General features: G+C 65.4%; 22 protein-coding genes. 11 read left to right on the forward strand and 11 right to left on the reverse strand.

The genetic code is table 11. The features are described 5' to 3' along the window. Positions 1 to 31: 31 nt before the first annotated feature. The 7 genes from H040_RS16630 to H040_RS16660 all read left to right on the forward strand — a co-directional run bounded on the left by H040_RS16630 (position 32) and on the right by H040_RS16660 (position 7984). Positions 32 to 775, forward strand: a complete 744-nt coding sequence (locus tag H040_RS16630; RefSeq protein WP_027916821.1) for a glycosyltransferase family 2 protein — start codon at positions 32 to 34, stop codon at positions 773 to 775. Further along, positions 772 to 1044 (forward strand): lipid-A-disaccharide synthase N-terminal domain-containing protein, encoded by a 273-nt coding sequence (locus tag H040_RS16635; protein WP_027916822.1) that lies wholly within the window; start codon positions 772 to 774, stop codon positions 1042 to 1044. The genes H040_RS16630 and H040_RS16635 overlap by 4 nt, the downstream gene beginning before the upstream one ends. A gap of 3 nt (positions 1045 to 1047) precedes the next feature. Continuing rightward, positions 1048 to 2604: an ArnT family glycosyltransferase gene (locus H040_RS16640; protein WP_050437154.1), complete on the forward strand. Its 1557-nt coding sequence runs from the start codon at positions 1048 to 1050 to the stop codon at positions 2602 to 2604. Further along, positions 2601 to 3563, forward strand: a complete 963-nt coding sequence (locus tag H040_RS16645) for an SdiA-regulated domain-containing protein (RefSeq protein ID WP_027916823.1) — start codon at positions 2601 to 2603, stop codon at positions 3561 to 3563. The genes H040_RS16640 and H040_RS16645 overlap by 4 nt, the downstream gene beginning before the upstream one ends. Before the next feature lie 91 nt (positions 3564 to 3654). After that, positions 3655 to 4875 carry a putative DNA modification/repair radical SAM protein gene (locus tag H040_RS16650; RefSeq protein WP_027916824.1) on the forward strand — a complete coding sequence of 407 codons (1221 nt, stop codon included), beginning with the start codon at positions 3655 to 3657 and terminating at the stop codon, positions 4873 to 4875. Further along, on the forward strand, positions 4866 to 5711 hold the full coding sequence (locus tag H040_RS16655) for a TIGR03915 family putative DNA repair protein (RefSeq protein ID WP_027916825.1): 846 nt from the start codon (positions 4866 to 4868) through the stop codon (positions 5709 to 5711). Before H040_RS16650 ends, H040_RS16655 begins: the two co-directional genes overlap by 10 nt. Positions 5712 to 5881: 170 nt before the next feature. Beyond that, a complete protein-coding gene (locus H040_RS16660) occupies positions 5882 to 7984 on the forward strand; it encodes a TonB-dependent siderophore receptor (protein WP_371260223.1) in 2103 nt (700 codons plus the stop codon). Positions 7985 to 8247: 263 nt separating this feature from the next. Here H040_RS16660 and H040_RS16665 read toward each other — a convergent pair whose 3' ends face one another. From H040_RS16665 to H040_RS16675, 3 genes are all read right to left on the reverse strand, one after another. Continuing rightward, complete coding sequence (locus tag H040_RS16665) at positions 8248 to 9219, reverse strand: biotin-dependent carboxyltransferase family protein (protein ID WP_027916827.1); 972 nt, start codon at positions 9217 to 9219, stop codon at positions 8248 to 8250. Further along, complete coding sequence (locus tag H040_RS16670) at positions 9216 to 10091, reverse strand: 5-oxoprolinase subunit B family protein (RefSeq protein WP_027916828.1); 876 nt, start codon at positions 10089 to 10091, stop codon at positions 9216 to 9218. The genes H040_RS16665 and H040_RS16670 overlap by 4 nt, the downstream gene beginning before the upstream one ends. Before the next feature lie 92 nt (positions 10092 to 10183). Further along, complete coding sequence (locus H040_RS16675) at positions 10184 to 10942, reverse strand: 5-oxoprolinase subunit PxpA (protein ID WP_027916829.1); 759 nt, start codon at positions 10940 to 10942, stop codon at positions 10184 to 10186. Between the two features lie 116 nt (positions 10943 to 11058). Here H040_RS16675 and H040_RS16680 point away from each other — a divergent pair, with 116 nt between their 5' ends. Both H040_RS16680 and H040_RS16690 read left to right on the forward strand, forming a co-directional pair. Then, positions 11059 to 11976 carry a LysR family transcriptional regulator gene (locus tag H040_RS16680; protein ID WP_027916830.1) on the forward strand — a complete coding sequence of 306 codons (918 nt, stop codon included), beginning with the start codon at positions 11059 to 11061 and terminating at the stop codon, positions 11974 to 11976. Between the two features lie 194 nt (positions 11977 to 12170). Next, on the forward strand, positions 12171 to 12794 hold the full coding sequence (locus H040_RS16690; RefSeq protein WP_272482624.1) for an EamA family transporter: 624 nt from the start codon (positions 12171 to 12173) through the stop codon (positions 12792 to 12794). Between the two features lies 1 nt (position 12795). Here H040_RS16690 and H040_RS16695 read toward each other — a convergent pair whose 3' ends face one another. From H040_RS16695 to H040_RS16730, 8 genes are all read right to left on the reverse strand, one after another. Next, entirely contained in the window at positions 12796 to 14061 is a 1266-nt protein-coding gene (locus H040_RS16695) for an OprD family porin (protein WP_027916831.1), read from the reverse strand. A gap of 81 nt (positions 14062 to 14142) precedes the next feature. Next, complete coding sequence (mhpT, locus tag H040_RS16700; RefSeq protein WP_027916832.1) at positions 14143 to 15327, reverse strand: 3-(3-hydroxy-phenyl)propionate transporter MhpT; 1185 nt, start codon at positions 15325 to 15327, stop codon at positions 14143 to 14145. A 166-nt stretch (positions 15328 to 15493) separates the two neighbouring features. After that, entirely contained in the window at positions 15494 to 16504 is a 1011-nt protein-coding gene (gene mhpE / locus H040_RS16705; protein ID WP_027916833.1) for a 4-hydroxy-2-oxovalerate aldolase, read from the reverse strand. Beyond that, complete coding sequence (locus H040_RS16710) at positions 16501 to 17433, reverse strand: acetaldehyde dehydrogenase (acetylating) (protein ID WP_027916834.1); 933 nt, start codon at positions 17431 to 17433, stop codon at positions 16501 to 16503. Before H040_RS16710 ends, mhpE begins: the two co-directional genes overlap by 4 nt. An 11-nt stretch (positions 17434 to 17444) precedes the next feature. Then, positions 17445 to 18239: a 2-keto-4-pentenoate hydratase gene (gene mhpD / locus H040_RS16715; protein ID WP_027916835.1), complete on the reverse strand. Its 795-nt coding sequence runs from the start codon at positions 18237 to 18239 to the stop codon at positions 17445 to 17447. 15 nt (positions 18240 to 18254) lie between these two features. After that, entirely contained in the window at positions 18255 to 19118 is an 864-nt protein-coding gene (locus H040_RS16720; protein WP_027916836.1) for an alpha/beta fold hydrolase, read from the reverse strand. A gap of 19 nt (positions 19119 to 19137) precedes the next feature. Then, complete coding sequence (gene mhpB / locus H040_RS16725) at positions 19138 to 20082, reverse strand: 3-carboxyethylcatechol 2,3-dioxygenase (RefSeq protein ID WP_027916837.1); 945 nt, start codon at positions 20080 to 20082, stop codon at positions 19138 to 19140. Between the two features lies 1 nt (position 20083). Beyond that, positions 20084 to 21751, reverse strand: a complete 1668-nt coding sequence (locus H040_RS16730; protein WP_027916838.1) for a bifunctional 3-(3-hydroxy-phenyl)propionate/3-hydroxycinnamic acid hydroxylase — start codon at positions 21749 to 21751, stop codon at positions 20084 to 20086. A 316-nt stretch (positions 21752 to 22067) separates the two neighbouring features. Between H040_RS16730 and H040_RS16735 the strand changes: the two genes are divergently transcribed. Both H040_RS16735 and treS read left to right on the forward strand, forming a co-directional pair. After that, positions 22068 to 22871 carry a DNA-binding transcriptional regulator gene (locus H040_RS16735; protein WP_027916839.1) on the forward strand — a complete coding sequence of 268 codons (804 nt, stop codon included), beginning with the start codon at positions 22068 to 22070 and terminating at the stop codon, positions 22869 to 22871. Between the two features lie 198 nt (positions 22872 to 23069). Then, positions 23070 to 25136, forward strand: a complete 2067-nt coding sequence (gene treS, locus H040_RS16740; protein ID WP_027916840.1) for a maltose alpha-D-glucosyltransferase — start codon at positions 23070 to 23072, stop codon at positions 25134 to 25136. The last annotated feature ends 38 nt before the right edge of the window (positions 25137 to 25174 follow it).

Here is a 25174-nt window from a genome sequence, read left to right on the forward strand (position 1 = left end):
CGCCACCATTACAAGAACACAGGTAGCCTCAATGAATGACCCTATTGACCTCTCGGTACTGATCCCCGCCAAGAATGAGGTCGACAACCTGCCGGCATTGCTGGGGGAAATCCGCACGGCGCTGGCCACCGAACATTACGAAATACTGGTGGTCGACGATGGCAGCAGCGACCAGACCCTCAACGTGCTGCAGCAGTTGAAACAACAAGGCTTCACGCAATTGCGCATCCTGCGCCACGACCGCTCGCTGGGCCAGAGCACCTCGATCTGGCACGCCGCCCAGGCCGCTCGCGGGCGCTGGCTGGCCACCCTGGATGGCGACGGGCAGAACGACCCGGCCGACATCCCCGGCATGCTCGCCCTGGTGCGCGGCAGTGAAGACCTCGGCGGCGGCATCAAGCTGGTGGCCGGGCACCGCGTCAACCGCCGCGATACTGCCAGCAAACGCTGGGCCTCGCGTTTTGCCAACGGCCTGCGCAGCCGCCTGCTCAAGGACGCCACGCCAGACACCGGCTGCGGCCTGAAGCTGATCGAGCGTGACGCCTTCCTGCGCCTGCCCTACTTCGACCACATGCACCGCTTCATCCCGGCGCTGATCCTGCGCCACAAGGGCCGCATGCTGGTGCACCCGGTCAACCACCGCCCACGCCATGCCGGGGTATCCAAGTACGGCAACCTGGACCGTGCCCTGGTCGGCATTCTCGACCTGGTCGGGGTCTGGTGGCTGATCCGCCGTACGCGCCTCGACAGCCAACCGCAGGAGCTCGAAGGATGACCCGCGAAACCCTCTGGCTGATCGTCGGTTTCGCCGGTCAGGTCGTGTTCACCGGCCGCTTCGTCCTGCAGTGGCTGTACAGCGAATTCAAGAAACGCAGCGTGATCCCGGTGGGCTTCTGGTACCTGAGCATGCTCGGCAGCGCTTTGCTGCTGATCTACGCCATCTACCGCCAAGACCCGGTATTCATCATCGGCCAGTCGTTCGGCCTGGTGGTGTACCTGCGCAACCTGCAACTGATTGCCCGCCACAAAGAGCAGAAGGAATAACCCTTGCCAAGGTTCAAGACGCTCGGGGCCGAACGCCTGGCCCTGGTTGTACTCGCCGTGCTGCTGGTCGGCGCCGGTATCGGCTGGCGCCAGCCGATGAACGTCGATGAGGAACGCTTCCTCGGCGTGGCCCTGGAAATGCTCCAGAGCGGCAACTGGTTCATCCCCCATCGCGCAGCGGAAATCTACGGCGACAAACCACCGCTGTTCATGTGGACCGTGGCCCTGTTCAGTTACCTGACCGGTTCACCAAACGTCGCCCTGTACCTGCCGGGGCTGATGTCGGCGGCGACCATCACCCTGGTGCTGCATGACCTGGGGCGGCGCCTGGGGACCCGGCGTATCGGCGTGATTGCCGCGCTGCTGTTCCTGGCGACCTACCAGAGCTACAGCATCCTGCGGACCGGGCAGATCGACAGCTTCCTGTGCCTGTGGGTAGCGCTGGGCCTCTACGGCATGGTCCGCCACCTCTTGCTCGGGCCGGCCTGGGGCTGGTTTTACCTGGCCTGTGCAGCCATGGGCCTGGGCATCATCAGCAAGGGCGTGGGCTTTGTTCCGGCACTGATGCTGCTGCCCTATGGCTGGGCCGTGCGCAAGCGCTGGCGCGGCGTGGTGGCCTACCCTGGCCAGGCCTGGCGCTGGAGCCTGGGGCTGGTCTGGCTATTGGCAGGTTGCGCCGTGTGGCTGCTGCCGCTGCTGGTCTCCATTGCCCACGGGGGCGGCGCGGCGGAGCTGGCCTACCTGAAGGAGATTCTGCTGCGCCAGACCGCCAGCCGCTATGCCAATGCCTGGGACCATCGCGAGCCATTCTGGTATTTCTTCGTCAAGGTCATCCCACAGTACTGGCTGCCGCTGATCCTGGCCCTGCCGTGGCTGGTGCCGGCCTGGCGCCGACAGCTGCAAAAACGCGATGGGCGTTTCCTGTTGCTGCTCGGCTGGGTCGCCCTGGTGCTGCTGTTCTTCAGCCTGAGCAGCGGCAAGCGCAAGCTCTACATCTTCCCGGCCCTGCCCGGCCTGGTGCTGGCCATCGCCCCGCTGGTGCCTTGGCTGCTCAAACGCTGGTGGCAGCGCCGCCCCGGCTGGCGCAAGGCGTTCACCGCCATTGCCCTGGCGTGGTTCTGCCTATGGTTCGCACGTGGCTTCGTCGAGCCCATCAAGGAAGGCCGCAACCCTCACGAAACCTTGATGAGCGACGCCGCACGCGCCACCGGTGGCGCCGAGCTGGTGCTGGTCAACTGGCGTGAAGGGCACTGGCTGTTCGCCCATCAGCCCATCGTTCATTTCGGCTTCGCCAACCAGTCCAAGCCCGAAACGGCGGTGTACTGGTTACGCCATAACCCGGCAGCCTTCGCCTTGATTCCGGCAACGGAACTGGGCCGTTGCTTCAACGCCGACAAGGCTCACCGGCTGGGGGATACCTCGCGCGCCGAGTGGTACGTGGTCGGCGCCGATGCCGACAACGGCCAATGCCAGCCCGCTGCACCGGCGCAGGTCTACCACTTCGCCTGGGCCGACACCCCCGGCAATCTGCAAACCGCCGCTCAGGGGGCTGCACAATGACTACCCAGACCCTGCCCGCCCCGCGCCGGCACCTCTGGCAGCGCTTGAACCGCTGGGGCCAGCTCGGCGCAGTGGCGGTGCTAGTGGCCATGGCCTTGATCGGCATCGAAGCCGCGCGCTCGTTCTGGCCCCAGCAGCTCTACGCGCACCTGAGCAACCACTGGACGGGTGACACTGCGCCCGGGAAGAACCTCTGGCTGCCGGCCTTTCAGGTCACGATCGACGCCAAGGTGGTGGAGCCAGGCCTGAACAACCTGTCCGGCATCGCCTACGACGACGACCGGGACCGGCTGCTGGCAATCACCAATGGTGTGCCCATGGAGTTGCTCGAGCTGAGCAAGGGCGGCGACGTTTTGGCGCGCTACCCGCTGGTGGACTTCGAAGACACCGAGGGCCTGGCGTACCTGGGCAATGGCCGCGTGGCCATCAGCGATGAGCAGATGCAACGGCTGGACGTGATCACCCTGCCCGCCCCCCCGCAGCCGATCCATGCCAGCGAGGCGCAGTGGATCACCCTCGACATCAACCCGACCTACCGCAACAAGGGCTTCGAGGGGGTGACCTACGACCGCCAGCACGATCGCCTGTTCGCCATCAAGGAGCGCGACCCGCGGCAGCTGTTCACCGTCACCGGCATGCTCACGGCGCTCAGCGGCGGCCCCCTGCAGTTGACAGTCAGCGACCGCCGCGACTGGGTCAAGCGCAGCGTGTACGCCACCGACCTGTCCGACGGCTACTATGACCCGAACACCGGCCACCTGCTGGTGCTCAGCGACCAGTCGAAGAACATCACCGAACTCGATGGCGATGGCCGCTTCGTCAGCATCCGATCGCTGCGGGCCTGGCTCGGCGGGCTGCAGCATGACGCCCCGCAACCCGAGGGCATGACCATGGACAGCGCCGGCAACCTCTATATCGTCAGCGAGCCCAACCTGTTCTACCGTTTCAGCAAACCCTGAAGCCTGGCACCTCGACCTTTCGCCGCTGGCCCCTTGCAAATGCACAAATCTCGAAATACTGTATGAATATTCAGTATCTCGAGACATCCCCATGCAGCTCATCGCCAAACTCGGCATTCTCGCCGATGCCGCCAAATACGATGCTTCCTGCGCCAGCAGCGGCGCGCCTAAACGCAGCTCGCGCGGCAGCGAAGGCCTGGGCGCGACCGATGGCATGGGCATCTGCCACAGCTACACCCCCGATGGCCGCTGCGTGTCGCTGCTCAAGGTGCTGCTGACCAACTTCTGCCTGTATGACTGCCAGTACTGCGTCAACCGCCGTTCCAGCAATGTGCCGCGGGCCCGCTTCAGCCCCGAGGAAGTGGTGCGCCTGACCCTGGACTTCTACCGGCGCAACTGCATCAGCGGCCTGTTCCTCAGCTCCGGCATCATCCGCTCGGCCGACTACACCATGGAGCAGCTGATCCGCGTGGCGCGCCTGCTGCGTGAGGAGCACAACTTCCGTGGCTACATCCACCTCAAGACCATCCCCGATGCCGACCCGCTGCTGATCGAAGAAGCCGGACGCCTGGCAGACCGCCTCAGCGTCAATATCGAATTGCCCACCGACGCCAGCCTCAAGCGCCTGGCCCCGGAAAAACAGGCGCACACCATCCGCCAGGCCATGGGCGTGATCCATCAGGGCCAGCAGGCCGTGGCCGGTGAACCGAAAGCCCCGCGCTTCACCCCGGCCGGGCAGAGCACCCAGGTCATCGTCGGCGCCGACGCCACCGACGACAGCACCCTGCTGCGCAACGCCGAGTCGCTGTATCAGGGTTATGGGCTCAAGCGTGTGTACTACTCGGCCTTCAGCCCGATCCCCGACAGCCCCGGCAGCGTCCCCCTGGCCGCCCCGCCACTGTTGCGCGAACACCGCCTGTACCAGGCCGACTTCCTGCTGCGTGGCTACGGCTACAAGGCCGGTGAGCTGCTCGGCCAGGCCGGCAACCTCGCGCTGGACATCGACCCGAAGCTGGCCTGGGCGCTGGCCAACCGCGAGGTATTCCCGCTGGATGTGAACCGCGCAGAGCCCGCGCTGCTGGCACGCATTCCCGGCATCGGCCTGCGCAGCGTGCAACGGCTGGTGGAACTGCGCCGCGAGCGGCGCGTGCGCTATGACGACCTGATCCAGCTGCGCTGCGTGCTGGACAAGGCGCGGCCGTTCATCGTCACCAGTGATTACCGCCCCGCCGATGGCGAGCTGCGCAGCGGCGTGCTCAGGGCGCGCCTGCGCGAGCCCCAGGCGCCGCAGCAGATGGGGTTGTGGGGGTGATTGCGCTCGATTGCGATGACCAGTTCGGCACTTGGCGCAGCCAGGCCCGTACCCTGCTCGGGCACGGTATCGACCCCGCCAACGTGACTTGGGCACAAGGCCCGATCAGCGACCTGCTGGCCCTGCCCACGCCCCTGCCAGAAGGCCCCGGCCCGTTTCGCGCCAAGGTGCCCGCCACGCTGCTGACGCAACTGGAGCAAGCCGCACGCTACCGCGGCGAGCAACGCTGGAACCTGCTGTACGAGGTGCTCTGGCGCGTGGCCCACGGCGACCGCACGGCAATGCTGGCCGGTGACCGCCTGGGCAGCGAATTGCAGCGGCGTATCAAGCAGGTCAGCCGTGAAGCGCACCATCTGCACGCATTCGTGCGCTTCGTGCCACTACCAGAGGCACTGGCCGAGCAATTGCAACTTGATCTGGTGGCCTTCCACGAACCTGCTCACGACATCCTCCAAAGCGCCAGCGCGCATTTCGCCGACCGCCTCGGGCGCCAGCGCTGGCTGATCGCAACGCCACAGGACGGCATTCGCTTCGACGGCCAAGCCTTCGAATATCACCGCCGTTGCCCGAACGATTGGCGCCAATGGGCACAACATGCCGAAGACCCCGGCGCTGAACTGTGGCGCACCTACTACCGGCACACCTTCAACCCGGCCCGGCTCAACCCCGATGCCCTGCGCCTTCACATGCCGGGGCGGTTTTGGCGGCACCTGCCGGAAGGCATGCTGATTCCACAGTTGGAGGGGTTGGCGCGGCAAGGCAAACAGCGCGATGGGCAAGCACTGGAAGTGGCCAGCCAGCGTGGCAAGAAGATCACCCGCTCCGGTGATTTGTGAAAAATTTGTAATAGATTTGGCATACCACCTTCCCAAGGTGCGAAACATCCTGACAAAATTACTGCTAATCATTCTCATATTCACTTGTATTAGCAGTCATCAGGAGCCCACCCGTCATGCTGTCGCCCCTCGCGCACACGCGCCCCCTGCCCGCCCGCAACCTGCTCGCCATGGCCGTGTGCATGGCCATCGTTACCCCGGCCCTGGCCGAAGATGCCCCAGCCACGCTTGAACTGGGTGCCACCGAAATCAGCTCGGACGCGCTGGGCAGCACCACCGAGGGTTCGGGGTCCTACACCACCGGTTCCATGTCCACCGCCACAAAGTTGCCGATGAGCATGCGTGAAACGCCCCAGGCAGTCACCGTGATCACCCGCCAGCGGATGGACGACCAGGCCATGACCAGCGTAAACGACGTGGTCAAGGCCACCCCCGGCCTGTTCCTCGACTATTCCAACGGCCCAGGCCGGCAGAGTTACTCGTCGCGCGGTTTTGACATCGATAACCTGATGTACGACGGCATCCCCAGTGGCTACACCGGCTGGGTGGTCGGCGCCCAGCCGAACCTGGCGATGTTCGATCGAGTGGAAGTGGTGCGTGGCGCCACTGGCCTGGTCACCGGTGCGGGCAACCCGTCGGCGGCCATCAACTTCGTGCGCAAGCGCCCGCTGGCCGAGCAGAAGGTCACCCTCACCGGCGCCGCCGGCAGCTGGGACGACTATCGCGGCGAAGTCGATGCCTCCAGCCCGCTCAATGACAGCGGCACCCTGCGCGGGCGCGTGGTCGCGTCCTACCGCGACGCCAACAGCTACGTCGATGATGTCGAGGAAGACCACGGCCTGTTCTACGCGGTGACCGAGGCGGACCTGTCCGATGACACCAGCCTGATGCTCGGTCTCTCGCACCAGAAGGACAAGACCAACTACTTCTGGGGCGCCATGCCCACTGCCCTCGACGGCCATCACATGGGCTTCTCGCGTTCCTATAATCCGGGCACCGACTGGGAGAACAAGGACCAGGAAATCAACACCCTGTTCGCCGAGTTGCACCACCGCCTGGCCAATGACTGGAAGCTTCAGCTCAACGCCAACTACTCGCAGCAGGATGCGACCTTCACCGGCTCCTACCAGTCGCGCTGGGCCGGCCTGCAGGCGCCGCTGCAACGCACGGTCTACCAGTCCAAGCACCAGGAAAACCAGACTGGCCTGGACGGTTTCGTCAGCGGCCCGTTCGAGCTGCTCGGCCGCACCCACGAACTGGTGGTCGGTGCCAGCAAGCGCATCTACGACATGGACACCCGTAACTACAGCCCGTACGACATGTTCTGGCCGATCAACGGCAGCAAACCGGACTTCGTGCACACCGGCAACCAACGCGAAGTCACCACCCAGGATGGCGTGTACCTGACCACTCGGCTGAACCTGGCCGACCCGCTCAAGCTGATACTCGGCGGGCGCCTGGACTGGTACGACTACGACAACCGCGATGGCGACGGCGACTACAAGGTCACCCGCAACGTCACCAAGTATGCCGGCCTGATCTACGACCTCGACGACCACCATTCGGTGTATGTCAGCTACAGCGACATCTTCACGCCGCAAAGCAACAAGGACACTTCCGGTACGCCGGTGAAACCGATCGTGGGCAAGAACTACGAGGTCGGCATCAAGGGTGAATACTTCGACGGCGCCCTCAATGCCAGCGTCGCGCTGTTCCGCATCGACCAGGAAAACCGTGCCACCCAGGTCTTCGTCGCGGATTGCCCGCAGACGTCGTGCTACGAAGCCTCGGGCGAGGTACGCAGCCAGGGTATCGACATGGAACTGCAAGGCGCCTTGACGCCCAACTGGCAGATCGGTGGCGGCTATACCTATGCGCGCGCGCACACCATCAAGGACGCTGCCAACCCTGCCAACGTCAACCAGCGTTTCGACACCGACACACCGGAGCACCTGTTCAAGCTGAACACCGTGTACCACTTCCAGGGCCCGCTGGAAAAGCTGCGCGTCGGTGGCAACATCTCCTGGCAGAGCCGTATCTACAACGACTTCACCGTCGCCGATGGCAGCGAGTACCGGTTGGTCCAGGGTGCCTATGCGGTTACCGACCTGATGGCCGGCTACCGGGTCGACCAGCACCTCGACCTGCAGCTCAACGCCAACAACGTGTTCGACCGCAAGTACTACTCGGCCATTGCCAGTTCGGTGGACTATGCCGGCGATACCTGGGGGGCGCCGCGCAACCTGATGCTGACGGCCAAGTACAGTTTCTGATTGTTCGCCGTTACATCTTCAGCGCTTTTGAGACCGAGCGCCGCCCGCGCGGCGCATCGCGGATGAATCCGCTCCTACATCTGTTGCAACGTGGCCACGCCTGTTAAGCCAGGGTTGCCAGCCGGTTTGCACGGCTCAAGACATGCGCCAGGGCTGACAACCATGGCGTAACAGGTTCGGCACGTTGCAACAGATGTAGGAGCGGATTCATCCGCGATGCGCCGCGCGGGCGGCGCTCGGTCTCACAGGCACTACTGATTCAATCAGCCAAACAGCCTGGCCAGGCAGCCGAGCTTCTTCTTGTACGAACGCCGGGCTGCCAGTGCATCCTCAAGGCTCACCGCCAGGAACCGCGCCTGCTGGTTCGGCTGCATCTGCCCGATCAGGTCCAGGTCGGCACTGATCACCGTGCCGATCATCGCGTAACCACCGCCCGACACCGCATCCCGGTGCAGGATGATCGGCTCCAGCCCTGCCGGCACCTGGATCGAGCCGATCGGGTAGCAACTGTCGACGATGTTCGACGGGTCCGACCCCGCCCCGAACGGTTGCTCGCGTGGCTGGAAGCTCAGCGCACCCCCGCCCTTGTAGCGATAGCCGATGCGGTCGGCCTCGGAGCCGACGGTCCAGGCATCGGTGAAGAAGCGCTTCGCCGCCGTCTCGGTCAAGCGGTGGAAATACAGCCCGGGCACCACCCGCAGCACCACCTCGCCGCCCAGCGATTGGCGCAAGGCCATCGGCAGACTGGCCCCGGCGCGGCTCTTGCCACTCGGCACGCCGACCGCCAACAGGTCACCGGCCACCAGCTTGCGCCCTTGCAAGCCACCGAGCGCACCCAGTGCATAGGTCGAACGGCTACCAAGCACCTCGGGCACATCGATGCCGCCCGCCACAGCCAGGTAGGCCCGCGCGCCCGCCGTGGGGAAGCCGAAACGCAGTACCTGCCCGGCACGCACCGCGAAGGCGGTATCCGGGCGCTGCTCGCGGCCATCGAGCAGCACCGGCATCTGCGCACCGCACACCGCAACCAGCGCGTCATGCTGAAACTCCAGTTCCGGCCCTACCAGGGTGCACTCCAGGCCTGCCGCAGAGGCCGGGTTGCCGACCAGGTGGTTGGCAGCCTGCAGCGCATACTGGTCCAGCGCACCAGAGGGCGGGATGCCCAGGTGGTAATAACCTTCGCGGCCCATGTCCTGTACCGAGGTGGCCAAACCAGGTTTGATGACCTTGATCATGCCAGCACCTCCTGCAGCGATCTGGGGTAGCCGACCGGGTCGGCAAGGAATGCATCCAGCGAGAACTCCACCGGACGGATACGCAGGTCGAAGCGCCCATCCTCCACATCCGCCACAGCCTGGTCATACGCTTGGCGATCAATGGGCTTGAACTGCACGATATCGCCCGGGCGAAAGAACACCATGTGCTCTTTCAGGTACGCCAGCGACTGCTGGGGGTCGTAGATCGGTGCCGGGGTCACACCGAACATCTGGTAGCCCCCTGCCCCGCGTACAGAATAAATGCAGCCGAAACAGCCACCATGGCCAAGGGTCAGTTTTGGCGTGTCGGTGCGCGGGCGCAGGTACTTGGGCACCTGCAACTGGCGCTCGCGCTCGACCATCTGGAACATGAACGGCAAGCCGGCGACGAAGCCGACCATCGACACGAACCACGGCGCGCCACTGTGCGCGGCAATGAACGCCTCGACGTCGGCCAGCCCGTTGATACGCGCCGCATATTCCAGGTCGGTGCTGTTCGGGTCCTGGTGGCGGTCACGAAAGCGCATGAGCGTTTCGTGGGTCCAAGGGTCGTTGTACAGCACCGGGATCTCGATGATCCGCGTGCTCAGCGAACGCTCGGCCACCGCTTCGGCCTCGGCGCCACGCACCGCTTCGAGCAGTGCCTCGGGGGCGATGCGGTCGGGGTCGAAGCGGATCTGGAACGAGGCGTTGGCCAGGCAGATGTCGAGCACGCCCTCCAGCGCCAGGCGCTCCACCGCGCGGGTCACCGCCATGCCCTTGAAGAAGGCCTCCAACGACATGCTGTCGCTGACTTCGGCGAACAGGTGCTCGTCGGCACCGAAGCTGTAGCGGATCGGGGTACTGGCCATGTCTGCTCCTTTATTGGAATCTTTATCGAACGGCAGGCAAAACAATCCTGTGTTGCAGGCCGTGGCGTCTTCGCGCCAGCAGCCACTGAAACTCAACGCGGTGCACGCACCTCGATGCCGGCGGCATCCAGCGCCGTACGCGTGGCTTCGACCAGGTCGAGCGCACCGGGGGTGTCGCTGTGCAGGCAGATCGAATCGAACTCGATTGCCAGGTCCTGGCCTTCCACGGTGCGTACCTGGCCCTCCTGGCAGGCCCGCAGCACCCGCTCGGCGACCCGCTGCGGTTCGTAGCCACGCACGTTGCGGGTGAACACGATGGAGCCACTCAGATCGTACTCGCGGTCGGCGTAGAACTCGCGCACCACCGGCTGCCCGAGGTCCTGGGCAATGCGGCAGATCACCGAGCCGGGCATGCAGTACAGCAACAGCTCGGGCTCGATCACCCGCAGGTTTTCCACCAGCAGGCGCGCGGCCTCTTCGTCACGGGCCAGGTGCATGTACAGCGCGCCATGCGGCTTGATGTGCTGCAGCCTGACGCCCTGCGCCCGGGCAATCTCGCGCAGCGCACCGAGCTGGTAGAGGATATCGTCGACCAGTTCCTGGGCCGGTGCATTGATGTGCCGGCGGCCGAAGCCGACCAGGTCACGGAAGCCTGGGTGCGCGCCCACGCCCACGCCCAGCGCCTTGGCCCGCTCGACGGTGCGGCGCATGGTCCCGGGGTCGCCGGCATGGAAGCCGGTGGCGATGTTGGCCGAGCTGATGAAGGCCATCAGTTCGTTGTCGACGCCATCGCCGATGGTCCAGGGACCGAAGCCTTCGCCCATGTCAGAGTTGAAATCCACTGCCCGCATCGCTGTTCTCCTGGCTTGTGACGGCATGCAAGCCACGGTAGATTCTCCCGACCCCCTTGGGAAGATCTATAAACAGATAGGGTGTCTTCTGAAAATCAGATACCCAGGAGCCCACCGTGTCACTGACCCTGCGCCAGGTTCGCTATTTTGTCGCCACCGCCGAGATCGGCCAGATCTCCCAGGCGGCGATCCACCTCAATATTTCCCAGTCGGCAGTCACCACCGCGATCAAGGAACTGGAAGCGATGCTGGGCGTGTTGCTGTTCCAGCGCTCGGCCCAGGGCATGAGCCTGACCGACGCTGGCCGGCACTTCCTCAACCGCGCCTACGTGATCCTGCGCAGTGTCGACGATGCCCTGAACAGCCCGTTGCCCGATGTGCGCGCCAGCGGCCTGTTGCGCCTGGCGGCGAGCTACACGGTGATCGGCTACTTCCTGCCACACCACTTGCAGCGCCTGGAACACTGGCACCCGGACGTGACCCTGGAAGTCCATGAGCAGGAGCGCAGCGCCATCGAGCAAGGCCTGCTGGAGGGGCGTTTCGACATGGCGGTGGTGCTCACCGCCAACCTCACCCACCCGGATATCGTCTCGGAAACCTTGTTCAACTCCGAGCGCCGGTTGTGGCTGCCCGGCCATCATCCCCTGTGCGAACGCTCGGCGGTGAGCCTGGCCGACGTGGCCCGGGAGCCGTACATCCTGCTCACTGTCGACGAGGCCGAGCAGAGCGCCATGCGCTATTGGCAACAGGCCGGGCAACGGCCGAATGTGCGGGTACGCACCAGCTCGGTGGAGGCGGTGCGCAGCATGGTCGCCAATGGCAGCGGCGTGGCGATCCTCTCTGACCTGGTGCACCGCCCGTGGTCGCTGGAAGGCAAGCGCATCGAGACGGTGACCATCACGGACCCAGTGACGCCGATGAGCGTCGGCCTGGCCTGGCACCGCGAGCGCGCGTTCAGCCCGGCGATGCAGGCGCTGCGCAACTACTTCCATGATGCCTTCCTGGCGCCGCAGCAACTCTCGGCCCGGCGCTAAGTCCAAGACCGTTCACAAATCCTGTAGGAGCGGCCTTGTGTCGCGAAAGGGGTGCGCAGCGCCCCCAAAGTCTCAGCCTCGCCGCATGATTTGCCGGGGCCGTGCTGCGGCCCTTTCCGACCGGTCCGGCGCCCCGGCAAGGCCGCTCCCACAGGTGTTAGACGCGCCGGCCTTTTTCAAACCAAGAGCAAGCAATGCGCATCACCAGCGGCCCTGCCGCCACCACCGCCTGCGGTCTGGCGGCGATCCTGCTGTGGAGCACGGCCAGCGGCCTGATCCGCAGTGTCAGCGAATACTTCGGCCCGATCGGTGGCGCTGCGCTGATCTACACCTTTGGCGCCGCCCTGCTGGCTGCTGCTCGGTCGCCCACGCCTGCGCCATGCCTCGCGTTTCTACCTGATCTCCGGCTCCGCGCTGTTCGTCGCCTACGAAGTCTGCCTGAGCCTGGCCCTGGGTTTCACCGTCAGCCGCACCCAGGCCATCCAGCTGGTCGTGGTCAACTCTCTGTGGCCGAGCCTGACCGTGCGTACTGGGTCAGCAGCGAAACGCTGCCGCCCTTCTCGCTGCGTCGCAGCCTGGAGCTGCTGGCGGCTGCGGTGGGCATGGCCGCCGGCTACGCCTTGTGGAACATCGGCATCCTGCGCGGCAACCTGACCCTACTGGCGACCGCTTCCTATTCGGCGCCCGTGTTGTCGTCAGCCTTCGCCGCCGCCTGGCTGGGCGCTCACCTGGGGCTGCAGTTCTGGCAGGGTGCGTTGCGGGTGACGGCCGGCTCGCTGCTGTGCTGGCAGGCTACCCGCCAGCGCGCAGCCAGCTGAATCACCAGAGCCTGACGGTGTAGTCCAGGTTCACCCGCAGTTCGTTGTCATCGCGGTGGGTCGCTCCCGCCGCGAAGTCATTGCGATACCAGGCATGGCGCAGGCGCAGCGTCACGCCTTTGAACGTGCCCTGCTGCACGGCATACGACAGCTCCACATCCTTCTCGCTCTCGCTTGACCCGCTGCCGCCCAGCTGCGCCAGCTCGATGTTGTCGCCGCGTACATAGCGCAGCATGCCCTTGAGCCCCGGCACCCCGAACGGGGCGAAGTCCTGGTCGAACCTGGCTTGCCAGCTGCGCTCCTTGGGGTTGATGAACTCCGAGCTGAGCGTACCTTCGGTGATCACCAGCGGCTCGGTGCCGTACAGGTACGGCATGGCGGTGTCGCCATCCAGGCGCATGTAGCCCACGCCTAGGCTGTGGCTGGCCCAGGTGTAGGTCAGCATCAGCGCGGTGTTGCGGTTGTCGACCTTGCCGGCCTTGGCAGCACCGTCCTCACCGGCAACGAACAGGCGGAAATCGCTCTTCAGGCGGCCGGCACCGACCGCGCGGTCGTCGACGAAGCCGAAGTAGTCCTTGCGGTACATCTGGTCCAGTTCGGCATGGTAGTAGCGCAACGTCAACGCGTCGGACCAGGCGTAGTCGCCCCCCAGGAAGGTGAAGCGGTCCGAGGTGGCCGCGCCATTGAAGCGGCCGTTGGGCGCGGCGACACTCATCTTCTGATAGTCGGTGGAATCGCGCAGGTTGATCCGGTCGAGCCAGCCGGCGTGCAGGCTGAAACGGTCGATATCGCTGGAGCGCAAGTAGGCGCCCCGGAAGGTCTGCGGCAGCAGGCGGGTGGGGCTGGCAAAGGCGATCGGCAGGAAGGTGCTGATGGTGCCGCCTTGCAGCTCGGTGTGCGAAATCCGCACCTTGCCGGTCAGGCCCAGTTCGGAATACTCGTCCGCGGGTTCACGGGTTGTCCGGTCGAACGGCAGCAGGCCAGTGCCCGCACGGTCAGGCGAAGAGTCCAGCTTCACCCCAAGCATGCCCTTGGCATCCAGGCCGAAGCCGACCGGCCCCTCGCTGAAACCGGAACTGACATTGAAGATGAACCCTTGGGCCCATTCGCGGGCGGCGGCCTGTGGTGTGGTACCCAGGTAGTTGCGGTCGAAGTAGTAGTTGCGCAGCACCAGGTCGGCGTGGCTGTCTTCGACAAAGCCAGCGGCGTGGGCAGCACTGCTGCAGAACAGGCCAACGGCCAGGCAGGTTTTCGGGGCCTTGTGCATGGTCATTTTACTTTCTTGTAGTTGTAGGAAGCCCTGCCGCAGGCGCAGCAGGGAGCACGCAAGGTCGAGCAGCGCGTGGGGTCAGATTGGGCGGCGGCCGATCAGGCGGAACAGCGCCAGCGCGGCAATCACCACACCCGGGGCCGAGGCCAGCAACACGCCGGCGGAACCGGCGCCAAGGGCCAGCATCTGGCCGGCCACCAGCGGCCCGCTCATCGCCCCCAGGCGGCCGACGGCGACGGCCGCACCCACGCCGGTGGCGCGCACGCGCACGGGGTAGAAATGCGGTGCCAGGGCATACAGCACGCCCTGCCCGCCGGTGGCGAAGAAGCCCGCGCAAAAGCCGGCGGCGAGCATGCCGCGCAGCTCGCTGGCCAGCCCCAGGCCGGCCAGCGCCGCGAGAATGCCCAAGTACACCAGCGCCGCCGTAGCCCAGGCCGGCAGGCGTTCGAGCAACAGGCCCAGGGCCAAGGTACCGATGGCTGCGCCGATCTGCAGGGCGAACATCACCCAGCTGGCGTCATGGCTGCTGAAGCCCTGGCCGACCAGCAGGCTCGGCAGCCAGTTGATGAGGATGTACACCACCATCAAGGTGAAGAAGTAGCTCAGCCACAGCAACCAGGTCGCCCCCTGGCCGAACAGCTCGCGGCGCAGGTTCGGCGTGGCCTCGGCCTGGGCTGTGGCGCGAAACTGGCCGGACTCGGGCAGGTAGCGCAGGAGCAACGGCAGGATCAGCAGCGGCCCGGCACCGCCGACATGGAACACCCGCTGCCAGTCACCGCTGTAGCCGGCAATACCGATGCCCGCGGCCAGTGCCGCGCCCAGGGGCACACCACAGTACATCAGGCTCACCGCGCTGCCACGCAGGCGCTGGCCGGCGACCTCACTGGTGAGCGCGATGAGGTTGGGCAGTGCTGCGCCCAAGCCGACACCGGTCAGCAAGCGGGCCGCCAACAGGCTGGGCAGGTTCCAGGCATGGGCCGTGGCCAGGGAGAACACACCGAACAGCGCGACCGAACCGATCAGCACACGCTTGCGGCCTACGCGGTCGGCCAGCCAACCGCCGATCAGTGCGCCGGGCAGCAAACCGAGGATACCGGCGCTGAACACCCAACCCATTTGCAGCTTGCCCAGCGCGAAGGCGCTGGCCATGCCGGGGGCGGCGATGCCGGCCGCTTGCAGGTCAAGGCCTTCGAGCAGGGCGACGAGGAAACACAGGCCGATCGTGGTGGCCACGCGCGGCGATGCATTAGCAGAATCAGTCATTGGGGTTACCCGTATTGTTTTTGTATTAGGTCGTCCTTGAAAGGGGGCTGCTTCGCAGCCCATTCGCGGCTGAAGGCCGCTCCTGCAGGGAATGCCGTCTCCCAAAGAACGCGGTCTCCTGTGGGAGCGGCCTTCAGCCGCGAATGGGGCGCAAAGCGCCCCCGGGTCACGATTTCATCAGGTCCAGCGCCACATCGACGATCATGTCTTCCTGACCACCTACCATCCGCCGCTTGCCCAGCTCGACGAGAATGTCCACTGCCTTGATGCCATAGCGGGCAGCGGCCACTTCGGCATGGCGCAGGAAGCTTGAGTAGACCCCGGCATAACCCAGTGCCAGGGTTTCCCGGTCCACCCGTACCGGGCGGTCCTGCAGCGGCCGCACCAGGTCGTCGGCGGCATCCATCAGCGCATACAGGTCAGTGCCGTGGTTCCAGCCGAGCTTGTCGGCGGCGGCGATGAACACTTCCAGGGGCGCGTTACCGGCTCCAGCGCCCATCCCGGCGAGGCTGGCATCGATACGGTCGCAGCCCTCTTCGACTGCGGCGATAGAGTTGGCCACGCCGAGGCTGAGGTTGTGGTGGGCGTGGATGCCGGTGTGGGTCGCCGGGTCGAGCACGGCCTTCACCGCGCGCAAACGCGCACGGATGTCGTCCATGTTCATCGCACCACCGGAGTCCACCACGTAGATGCAGGTGGCGCCGTAGCCCTCCATCAGCTTGGCCTGTTGCGCCAGCCCTTCGGGCGTCTGCATGTGGCTCATCATCAGGAAGCCGACGGTGTCCATGCCCAGTTCACGGGCGTATTCGATGTGCTGGCGCGAGACGTCCGCCTCGGTGCAGTGGGTGGCCACGCGAACGATGCGCGCACCGGCGTCGTAGGCGTTCTTCAGGTCATGAATAGTGCCGATCCCTGGCAGCAGCAGCGTGGCAATCTTGGCGTGGTTGACCGCGTCGGCCGCTGCTTCGATCCATTCAAGGTCGGTGTGGGCACCGAAGCCGTAGTTGAAGCTGGAGCCCTGCAAGCCGTCGCCATGGGCCACTTCGATGGAGTCGACCTTGGCCCGGTCGAGGGCACTGGCGATGGCGCGCACGTCGTCCAGCGAATACTGATGGCGGATGGCGTGCATGCCATCGCGCAGGGTCACGTCACTGATGTAAAGCTTCTTGCCGTTCATGCCAGGGCTCCCATCGCCAGGGCCATGCGCTCGGCGGTGGCCAGCGCGGCGGAGGTCATGATGTCGAGGTTGCCGGCGTAGGCCGGCAGGTAATGGGCGGCGCCTTCGACTTCGAGGAACACCGAGGTCTTGAGGCCGGTGAAGGTCCCCTGCCCTGGCAACTTGAGGTTGCGCACTTCTTCGAACTGCACCTGCTGCTTGAGGCGGTAACCCGGCACGTAGGCCTGCACGGCGGCAGACATTTCCTCGATGCTGGCCGCCACCTGCTGCTGGTCAGCGGCCTCGCTCAGCACGTACACCGTATCGCGCATCATCAGCGGCGGCTCGGCGGGGTTCATGATGATGATCGCCTTGCCCTTGGTCGCGCCGCCAATCACTTCGATGGCCTTGCTGGTGGTCTCGGTGAACTCGTCGATGTTGGCGCGAGTACCCGGGCCTGCGGACTTCGAAGCGATCGAGGCAACAATTTCGGCGTAGTGCACCTTGGCCACCCGCGACACCGCCGCGACCATGGGGATGGTGGCCTGGCCACCGCAGGTGACCATGTTGACGTTGGTCGCCTGCAGGTGCTGCTCCAGGTTGACCACCGGCACGCAGTACGGGCCGATGGCCGCCGGGGTCAGGTCGATCATGCGCAGGTCGGCCTTATGCTGGCGCAAGAAGGCGTCGTTCTTCACATGGGCGCCGGCGCTGGTGGCGTCGAAGACGAAATCGATGTCCTTGAACACCGGCAGGCGGGCCAGGCCCTGCACCCCTTCATGGGTGGTAGCCACGCCCATGCGGGCAGCGCGGGCCAGGCCATCGGAAGCCGGGTCGATACCGACCATCGCGGCCATCTCCAGGTGCTTGGCGTTGCGCAGGATCTTGATCATCAGGTCGGTACCGATGTTGCCGGAACCGATGATGGCGACTTTGCGTTTGTGGCTCATGGGGGTCTCCGTCATTCGCCGCTGAAGGTCACGCCGACACGGCCCAGGCCGTCGATTTCGGCTTCGAAATGGTCACCCGGCGCCACTGCCACCATCGGCCCGAGGGCACCGGTGAGGATGATGTCGCCAGCGCGCAGTGGCTCGCCCAGGCGGGCCATGGTGCGGGCCAGCCACACCGCCGCATTGAGCGGGTGGGCGAGGCATTCGGCACCACTGCCGCTGGACACCAGCTCGCCATTGCGGGTCATGCGCATGGCAGCGCCACGCAGGTCGAGGTCGTGCAGTTGACGAGCCGGGCCGCCGAGCACGAAGCAACCGCTGGAAGCGTTGTCGGCCACGGTGTCGGCGAAGCGGATGTTCCAGCCCTGGATGCGGCTGCCAACGATTTCCAGTGCCGGCAACACATAGGCCGTGGCCGCGATCACGTCGGCGAAGGTGGTCTGTGCGCTGGGCAGGTCATGGGCCAGTACCAGGGCGATCTCGGCCTCGATCTTGGGCTGCATGACGCTGGCGTAGGGCACGCTTTCGTTGTCGCCGTAGCACATGTCGGCGAACAGGCTGCCGAAGTCCGGCTGGTCGACACCGAGCTGGGCCTGCACCTTGGGGTTGGTCAGGCCGATCTTGCGGCCGACCAGGCGGCGGCCTTCGGCCAGGGCATGGGCCACGTTCAGGCGCTGGATGGCGTAGGCAGCCTCGGCATTTTCCGCGCCGATGGCGTCGCGCAGCGGGGCAATGGCTTCGCCCTGCTGCTGTGCGCGCCGCAAGTCGGCGGCCAGGCGTTCGAGGGTTGGCGAATCGATCGTCATGGGGTGTACCTCAAATCAGTGCTGGAGGAAGTCCAGTACCAGGCGGTTGAAGGTGTCGGCGTGCTCCCACTGCGCCCAGTGGCCGCAGTTGTTGAACACGTGCAGTTCGGCGTTGGCGATACCGGCGATCAGGCGCAGGCCGACATCCATCGGTACGAAGCGGTCGTTGCGCCCCCAGATCACCAGGGTGCTGGCCTTGATCTCGCCCAGGCGCGCGCCGAAGTCGGGGAACTGCTTGGGGTTGGCCGCCAGGCTGGCGACGAAGTTGTCGAGGTGGTCGCGGCGGCTGAGCATGTTGTCCAGGCGCGTCTGGAACAGCGCCTCGGTGAGGTCGCTGGGGTCGTAGACGAAGACGTTCATCATCTTCTTCAGGTTGTCGATGGTCGGCTCGCGGTACAGCGCGTTGATCAGCTTGATACCCTCGGTGGGCATTGGCACGAACGGGCTGGCGCCACCAGTGCCACCGCCCATCAGCACCAGTTTGCCAACCCGCTGCGGGTAGCTCAGGGCGAAGGCCACGGCGCTGTGGCCGCCCATGGAGTTGCCCAGGATGTGCACGCGCTCAAGGCCGAGCACATCGAGCAGGCCCTTGAGCGCGGTAGCGTTGAGGTCCGAGCGCGAACCGCGGCAGACAATCGGGTCGCTCTTGCTCCAGCCCGGGCAGTCCATCAGCACCACGCGGTAACCGGCCGCCAGCAACGGCTCGATGTTGCGGTTGAAGTTGGCCCAGCCACTGGCACCCGGGCCCGATCCGTGCAGCATGACCACGGTCTCGGTGCCTTCACCGAGGTCGTTGTAATGCACTTGCAGGTCGAGTTCGCCTTCGCGAATGCGCGCGAAACGGCTGCTGTCGGCTTCGTTGATGGAGATGGCAGTCATGATCGGAGTGCTCCGTTGATCAGGTGAGGGAGTGGGCGCTGAGCGAGCCGAAGCCGGCGATCCATTCGGGGATCGGCCGGTAGTAGCGCGCGCTGGCCTGGTAGTCGCCGAACGCGGCCAGCGCGGCGAAGGCCGCCACCCAGGTCTTGACCTCGTGGGTCGATTTGCCGGCCAGCGCCGACAGCTCGGCGTTAGCCATGCCATCGAGTTCGGCGAAGCGGCGTTGCTCCAGCAGGTCGAGGAAATGCTTGTCCCAGGCCGGGTTGAGCGGGTGCAGGCTGTGCTGGTCACGCACGAAACCTTCGGCAGCGCTGATCACTCGTTGCTGGCGGGCCTGACGCTCGTTGGCCGGCAGGTCACGGCCACTGCCCATCAGGCGGTCGGCCATGCGTGCATCGACATGGGCCAGCTCCGGTACCGGCGGCTGGTGCGACAATCCGCCGGAGCCGAGGAACAGCACGCGTTTGCCGGTGCTTTGGGCAAAACGGCCAATCGCCTCGCCGAGCAAGCGAGCGCGGGCAAAGCTCGGCAGTGGTACCGCCACACTGTTGATGAAGACCGGGATCACCGGCTTTTGCGCCAGGCCACCGAGAAGAAACTCCAACGGCTGGGCGAAACCATGATCGACCTGCATGCGGTAGGACACGGCAGCGTCAACGCCCGCCTGCAGTACTGCATCGGCGCACGCCTCGGCGATAGCGCGCGGCACATCCAGCGGGCCGGCGGCACTGTTGAAGTCACCGATGGCGGTGGCGCCCATGCCGATGCAGAAGGCTGGCATCACATCGTAGAAAAAGCCGTTGTAGTGATCCGGGGCAAACAGGAACACCAGCTCTGGGTCGAACGCGGCGATACGCGCACGGGCGGCGGCGACCACCTCAGCCACCTCCGCTAGCACGGCTTGCGCCGGGTCGACGTAACCCACCAGCGGCGTGTGCGAAAGGCAATGCAGATAGGCGCTCATCTCAGGCCACCTTGGTCGCCAATGGCGCCTGCTGGGTGGCCTGAGGCTTGGCAGCCAGCGCCTGCAACAGCGCGTCGCTGGCCTGGCCGAGGGTTTGGGGAATGGCCACCGCGCCAACGAAACGGTCGGGGCGCAGCACCGTGATGGACAGCGGGTAGCGGCCGAACCATTCCTTGAGGCGGCCACTGCAGTCGCCCACGCGAATGACCCCCTCCGGCACCTCACGCCCGGCCTTGAGCTGCACCTCAGGCAACACCTGGATAAAGCACGCGCCCAATGCACGCCAAGCTTGCACCTGCTCGGCACTCAGGCCCCAGAGCGGGTCGTTGCCCCAGGCGATGAAGGCGAAGTTGCTGCCGATCACATCGTCCAGCAGGCGCGTCTCACCCGCTTCGGTGACCACCTTGGGCTGGATGAACATGCGCCCGACCGGCGAGGCCTTGCTGTTCGCCTCGGCCACCAGCGCGCCCTTGGCGTACTGCGGCATGGGCTTGAAGCGCATTTCAAGGAAGTAGCGCTTGACCGCCGGCAGGTAGTTCAAGGCCCACGACACACCATCACGCAGGGTGCCCTGCCAGCGCTTGGGCGGCGCCAGCACGTGGCCGGCGAGCACCGAGAGGTCGATCATCGCCTTGGCATGGTCACGCCGCTCTTGCTCGTAGGTATCGAGCAACGCTTCGCCGGCCAAGCCTTTGGCCACCAGGGCCAGCTTCCAGCCGAGGTTGCTGGCATCACGCATGCCGCTGTTGTAACCCTGGCCCTGCCACACCGGCATGATGTGCGCGGCATCGCCGGCCAGCAGTACCCGCTTGACCCGGAACTGGCCGGCCAGGCGAGCGTTGTGGGTGTAGACGCGCTTGCGGATCAGTTCGACCCGGTCCGGGTCTGGCAGTACCTTGGCCAGCAGCTTGCGCAGGTTCTGCGGCTGGCTCAGCTGCTCCTCGGTCTCGCCTGGCATCACCATGAACTCGAAGCGGCGAACGCCGTGGGGCAACGCGGCCGACACGTAAGGGCGCACCGGGTCACAGCACAGGTACACGTTTGGCGTGCCCAGCGGGTCGCTGGCGATGTCGATGACGATCCACTGGTTGGGCGCGGTCTTGCCTTCGAAGGAAATCTCCAGGGTCCGGCGGATCAGGCTGTTGCCGCCGTCACAGGCCACCAGGTAACGGGCGCGCACGCTTTCCTGTCGGCCCTCGGGGCCGTTCATGCGCAGGCTCACGCCCTGCTCGTCCTGCTGGAACTCGACCACATCGCGGGAAAACAGCGTGCGCACGTTGGCAAACCGCGCCAGGCCCTTGAACAGCACGGCATCGACCTGTGGCTGGATGAAGGCGTTGCGCCGCGACCAGCCGAACTCGTCGGTCATCGGCTGGATGTCGGCGAAGCAGCGGCCCTTGGGCGTCAGGAAGCGCATGGCATGCCACGGCGTGGTGTGTGGCAGCACCTGCTCGACCAGGCCGATGGCCTGCACGGTGCGCAGCGACTCGTCGTCGATGCCGATGGCGCGGGGGTAGTCGATCAACTGGTCGAGCTTCTCGATCTGCAGCACCTGCACACCGGCCTGGCCCAGGTAGTTGGCGATTGCCAGCCCGACCGGGCCAGCACCGATGACCACTACATCGGCGCTGTAGTCGGCCTGGGAGTGATCTGGATGTGATGTGTTCATTGTTGTAATCCTCGACACGGCCCGACGGCGCCCCCGGTAAATCCAGGCAAGCCGCTACCGCCCTCGCGCAGGCAGGCGCAAGGCAGTTGAACGGGCGTTTTGGCTGGTACGGGCGTTAGTGCAGCGGCGCTACGCTTCGGTGTGGGCAGGCGCAGGCAATGCGTAAGGACGGCAGGCAGGTGTGGCGCATGGTGTACTCCCCTGTCAGGGCATTTGTAGTTGTTGCAGCGAGTATAGGAATGCGGCCGATTGCCCTACAATGAAAAACCGCCTGTATGTGCACTTAGTGCACATCATTGTTTTATAAGGATTTTTCGTGAACATCGACCGAGACTCCGACTACAAGAACGTGCGTGGGCTGAGCCGTGGCCTGGCCTTGCTCAATGCCCTCAACCGCCTTGACGGTGGGGCCAGCCCGACCCGCCTGGCCGAACTTACCGGCCTGCACCGCACCACCGTGCGGCGCCTGCTGGAGACCCTGCAGGCAGAAGGCTACGTGCGCCGCAGCGAGTCCGACGACAGCTTCCGCCTGGCCCTCAAGGTGCGCGAGTTGAGCGAAGGGTTCCGCGATGAGCAGTGGATCAGCGCCATAGCGGCGCCGCTGCTGGCCGAGTCGTTGCAGGAGGTGGTGTGGCCAACCGATATCAGCACCCTGGACGTCGATGCCATGGTGGTCCGCGAAACCACCCACCGCTTCAGCCGGCTGTCATTCCACCGTTCAATGGTCGGGCGCCGCCTGCCGCTGCTGGAGACGGCCACCGGGCAGGCCTACCTGGCCTTCTGCGGCGAAGCTGAGCGCGAGCAGATCATCGCCCTGCTGGCCCGCCGTGAAGGGCCCGAATTTCGCTTGGCACGTGACCCGGTAGCGCTCGACAACCTGTTACGTAAGGTGCGCCACCGGGGCTACGCGGAGAACTTCATGGCCTGGAACCGAGAAGAGAAGATCGCCTCGATCGCCGTGCCCTTGTGGGCTGGCGAGCGGCTGCTGGGGTGCTTGAACCTGGTTTATGTGGCCAAGGCAATGAGTATCGAGCAGGCGGTGGTGAAGTACCTGCCGGCGCTGCAGCGGTTTGCCGGGCGGATTGACCAGCTGTTGAGTGAGGGCCAGGAACAAGTGTGATTGCAGGCCTGGCCTCTTCGCGGGTAAACCCGCTCCCACAGGATCGGCACTGCCTTCAGGGTGATGCGGTCACTGTGGGAGCGGCGGTTCGGCGCACCGGCTTGCCCGCGAAGAGGCCAGCGCTATTCTCAAGCCGAACGATCCGCCCGCAATGCCGTCATAACCTGGGCCGGTGCCGCCACGCAAAGAGGACGCGAAATGACCCAGCCCGACCCGTCTTACCTCAAATGGCTCGAAGACCATTCGATGCTCAAGGCCTCGCAGGAGCGCGCCAGGCTGTACTCCGGCCAATCCCGCCTGTGGCAGAACCCTTACGCCGAAGCCCAGCCGCGCCGCGCCACCGAGATCGCCTCGGTGTGGCTGACCGTCTACCCCGACGCCATCATCGCCCCCGAAGGCTGCTCGGTACTGTCGGCCCTCGGTCACGAAACGCTGTGGAAGCGCCTCTCGGAAGTCGGCGTGCAAGGCATCCACACCGGCCCGATCAAGCAATCCGGCGGTGTGCGCGGGCGTGAATTCACGCCCAGCATCGACGGCAACTTCGACCGCATCAGCTTCGACATCGACCCGCTCTACGGCAACGAGCAGGAGCTGGTGCAGATGAGCCGCATGGCCGCCGCGCACAATGCCGTGACCATCGACGACCTGATCCCTTCGCACACCGGCAAAGGCGCCGACTTCCGCCTGGCCGAGCTGGCCCACGGCGCCTATCCTGGGCTCTACCACATGGTCGAGATCCGCGAGGAAGACTGGCCGCTGCTGCCCGAGGTGCCCGCGGGCCGCGATGCGGTCAACCTGCTGCCGGCACAGTGCGACGAACTCAAGCTGCGCCACTACATCGTCGGTCAGCTGCAGCGGGTGATCTTCTTCGAGCCTGGGGTCAAGGAAACCGACTGGAGTGCCACCGCGCCGGTCACCGGGGTCGACGGCAAAACCCGGCGCTGGGTGTACCTGCACTATTTCAAGGAAGGCCAGCCATCACTGAACTGGCTCGACCCCAGCTTCGCCGCCCAACAGATGATCATCGGCGATGCCCTGCACGCGCTGGACTGCCTGGGTGCCCGCGGCCTGCGCCTGGATGCCAACGGTTTTCTCGGCGTGGAAACCCGTGCCAGCGGCAGCGCCTGGTCCGAGAGCCACCCGCTGTCGATCGTCGGCAATCAGCTGATCGGCGGCATGATCCGCAAGGCCGGCGGCTTCAGCTTCCAGGAGCTGAACCTGACCCTCGATGACATCGCGCAAATGTCCAAGGGTGGCGCCGACCTGTCCTACGACTTCATCACCCGCCCGGCCTACCAGCATGCCCTGCTGAGCGGCGACACTGAATTCCTGCGCCTGATGCTCAAGGAAATGCACGCCTTCGGCATCGACCCCGCGTCGTTGATCCACGCCCTGCAGAACCACGATGAACTCACCGTCGAACTGGTGCACTTCTGGACCCTGCACGCCCACGACATGTTTTTGTACAAGGGCCAGACCTTGCCCGGCAGTATCCTGCGCGAGCACATCCGCGAAGAAATTTACGAGCGTCTGTCGGGTGAGCATGCACCCTACAACCTGCGCTTCGTCACCAACGGCATCGCCTGCACCACCGCCAGCCTGATCACCGCAGCGCTGGGCATTCGCGACCTCGAACAGATCAGCCCGGCGGACATCGCACTGATCCGCAAGGTGCACCTGCTGCTGGTGATGTACAACGCCATGCAACCGGGTGTGGTCGCACTGTCCGGCTGGGACATGGTCGGTGCCTTGCCGCTGCCGGCCGAGGCGGTGGCCGAGCGGATGGTCGACGGCGATACCCGCTGGATCCACCGGGGCGGCTACGACCTGGCCGGGCTCGACCCACAGGCCGAGGCGTCGGTGCGTGGCATGCCGCGGGCGCGCTCGCTGTACGGCAGCCTTGACCAACAACTGGAGGACCCTGAGTCGTTCGCCAGCCAGGTAAAGAAACTGCTTGCCGTGCGCCAGGCTTATGGCATTGCCAGCAGCCGCCAGGTGCTGGTGCCCGAGGTCAGCAGCCCGGGCTTGCTGGTGATGGTGCACGAACTGCCGGCAGGGCGTGGTATCCAGATCAGTGCCTTGAACTTTGGCCAGGAGGTGATTGCCGAACAGCTGCAATTGACCGGCTTCACCCCCGGAACGGTAGTAGACATGATCAACGAAACGGTCGAAGGCGACCTGACCGAAGATGGCCGCCTGACTGTCAACCTCGACCCCTACGAGGCGCTGTGCCTGCGTATCGTCAACAGCAGCGGGCATGTCTGATTGGCGATAAAGAAAGTGGGCATTCAATAAAATCGTAA

The sequence above is a fragment of the Pseudomonas sp. URMO17WK12:I7 genome (assembly GCF_003269045.1).
In the GTDB taxonomy this organism is placed as follows: Bacteria; Pseudomonadota; Gammaproteobacteria; order Pseudomonadales; family Pseudomonadaceae; genus Aquipseudomonas; species Aquipseudomonas putida_J.

What these genes read in the sequence shown, in the direction of transcription:
- H040_RS16630 (WP_027916821.1), top strand. Translation starts at nt 32, where the DNA reads ATGAATGACCCTATTGACCTCTCGGTACTGATCCCCGCCAAGAATGAG.
- H040_RS16635 (WP_027916822.1), top strand. Translation starts at nt 772, where the DNA reads ATGACCCGCGAAACCCTCTGGCTGATCGTCGGTTTCGCCGGTCAGGTC.
- H040_RS16645 (WP_027916823.1), top strand. Translation starts at nt 2,601, where the DNA reads ATGACTACCCAGACCCTGCCCGCCCCGCGCCGGCACCTCTGGCAGCGC.
- H040_RS16650 (WP_027916824.1), top strand. Translation starts at nt 3,655, where the DNA reads ATGCAGCTCATCGCCAAACTCGGCATTCTCGCCGATGCCGCCAAATAC.
- H040_RS16660 (WP_371260223.1), top strand. Translation starts at nt 5,882, where the DNA reads ATGGCCGTGTGCATGGCCATCGTTACCCCGGCCCTGGCCGAAGATGCC.
- H040_RS16665 (WP_027916827.1), bottom strand. Translation starts at nt 9,219, where the DNA reads ATGATCAAGGTCATCAAACCTGGTTTGGCCACCTCGGTACAGGACATG.
- H040_RS16670 (WP_027916828.1), bottom strand. Translation starts at nt 10,091, where the DNA reads ATGGCCAGTACCCCGATCCGCTACAGCTTCGGTGCCGACGAGCACCTG.
- H040_RS16675 (WP_027916829.1), bottom strand. Translation starts at nt 10,942, where the DNA reads ATGCGGGCAGTGGATTTCAACTCTGACATGGGCGAAGGCTTCGGTCCC.
- H040_RS16690 (WP_272482624.1), top strand. Translation starts at nt 12,171, where the DNA reads ATGCGCATCACCAGCGGCCCTGCCGCCACCACCGCCTGCGGTCTGGCG.
- H040_RS16695 (WP_027916831.1), bottom strand. Translation starts at nt 14,061, where the DNA reads ATGCACAAGGCCCCGAAAACCTGCCTGGCCGTTGGCCTGTTCTGCAGC.
- mhpT (WP_027916832.1), bottom strand. Translation starts at nt 15,327, where the DNA reads ATGACTGATTCTGCTAATGCATCGCCGCGCGTGGCCACCACGATCGGC.
- mhpE (WP_027916833.1), bottom strand. Translation starts at nt 16,504, where the DNA reads ATGAACGGCAAGAAGCTTTACATCAGTGACGTGACCCTGCGCGATGGC.
- H040_RS16710 (WP_027916834.1), bottom strand. Translation starts at nt 17,433, where the DNA reads ATGAGCCACAAACGCAAAGTCGCCATCATCGGTTCCGGCAACATCGGT.
- mhpD (WP_027916835.1), bottom strand. Translation starts at nt 18,239, where the DNA reads ATGACGATCGATTCGCCAACCCTCGAACGCCTGGCCGCCGACTTGCGG.
- H040_RS16720 (WP_027916836.1), bottom strand. Translation starts at nt 19,118, where the DNA reads ATGACTGCCATCTCCATCAACGAAGCCGACAGCAGCCGTTTCGCGCGC.
- mhpB (WP_027916837.1), bottom strand. Translation starts at nt 20,082, where the DNA reads ATGAGCGCCTATCTGCATTGCCTTTCGCACACGCCGCTGGTGGGTTAC.
- H040_RS16730 (WP_027916838.1), bottom strand. Translation starts at nt 21,751, where the DNA reads ATGAACACATCACATCCAGATCACTCCCAGGCCGACTACAGCGCCGAT.
- treS (WP_027916840.1), top strand. Translation starts at nt 23,070, where the DNA reads ATGACCCAGCCCGACCCGTCTTACCTCAAATGGCTCGAAGACCATTCG.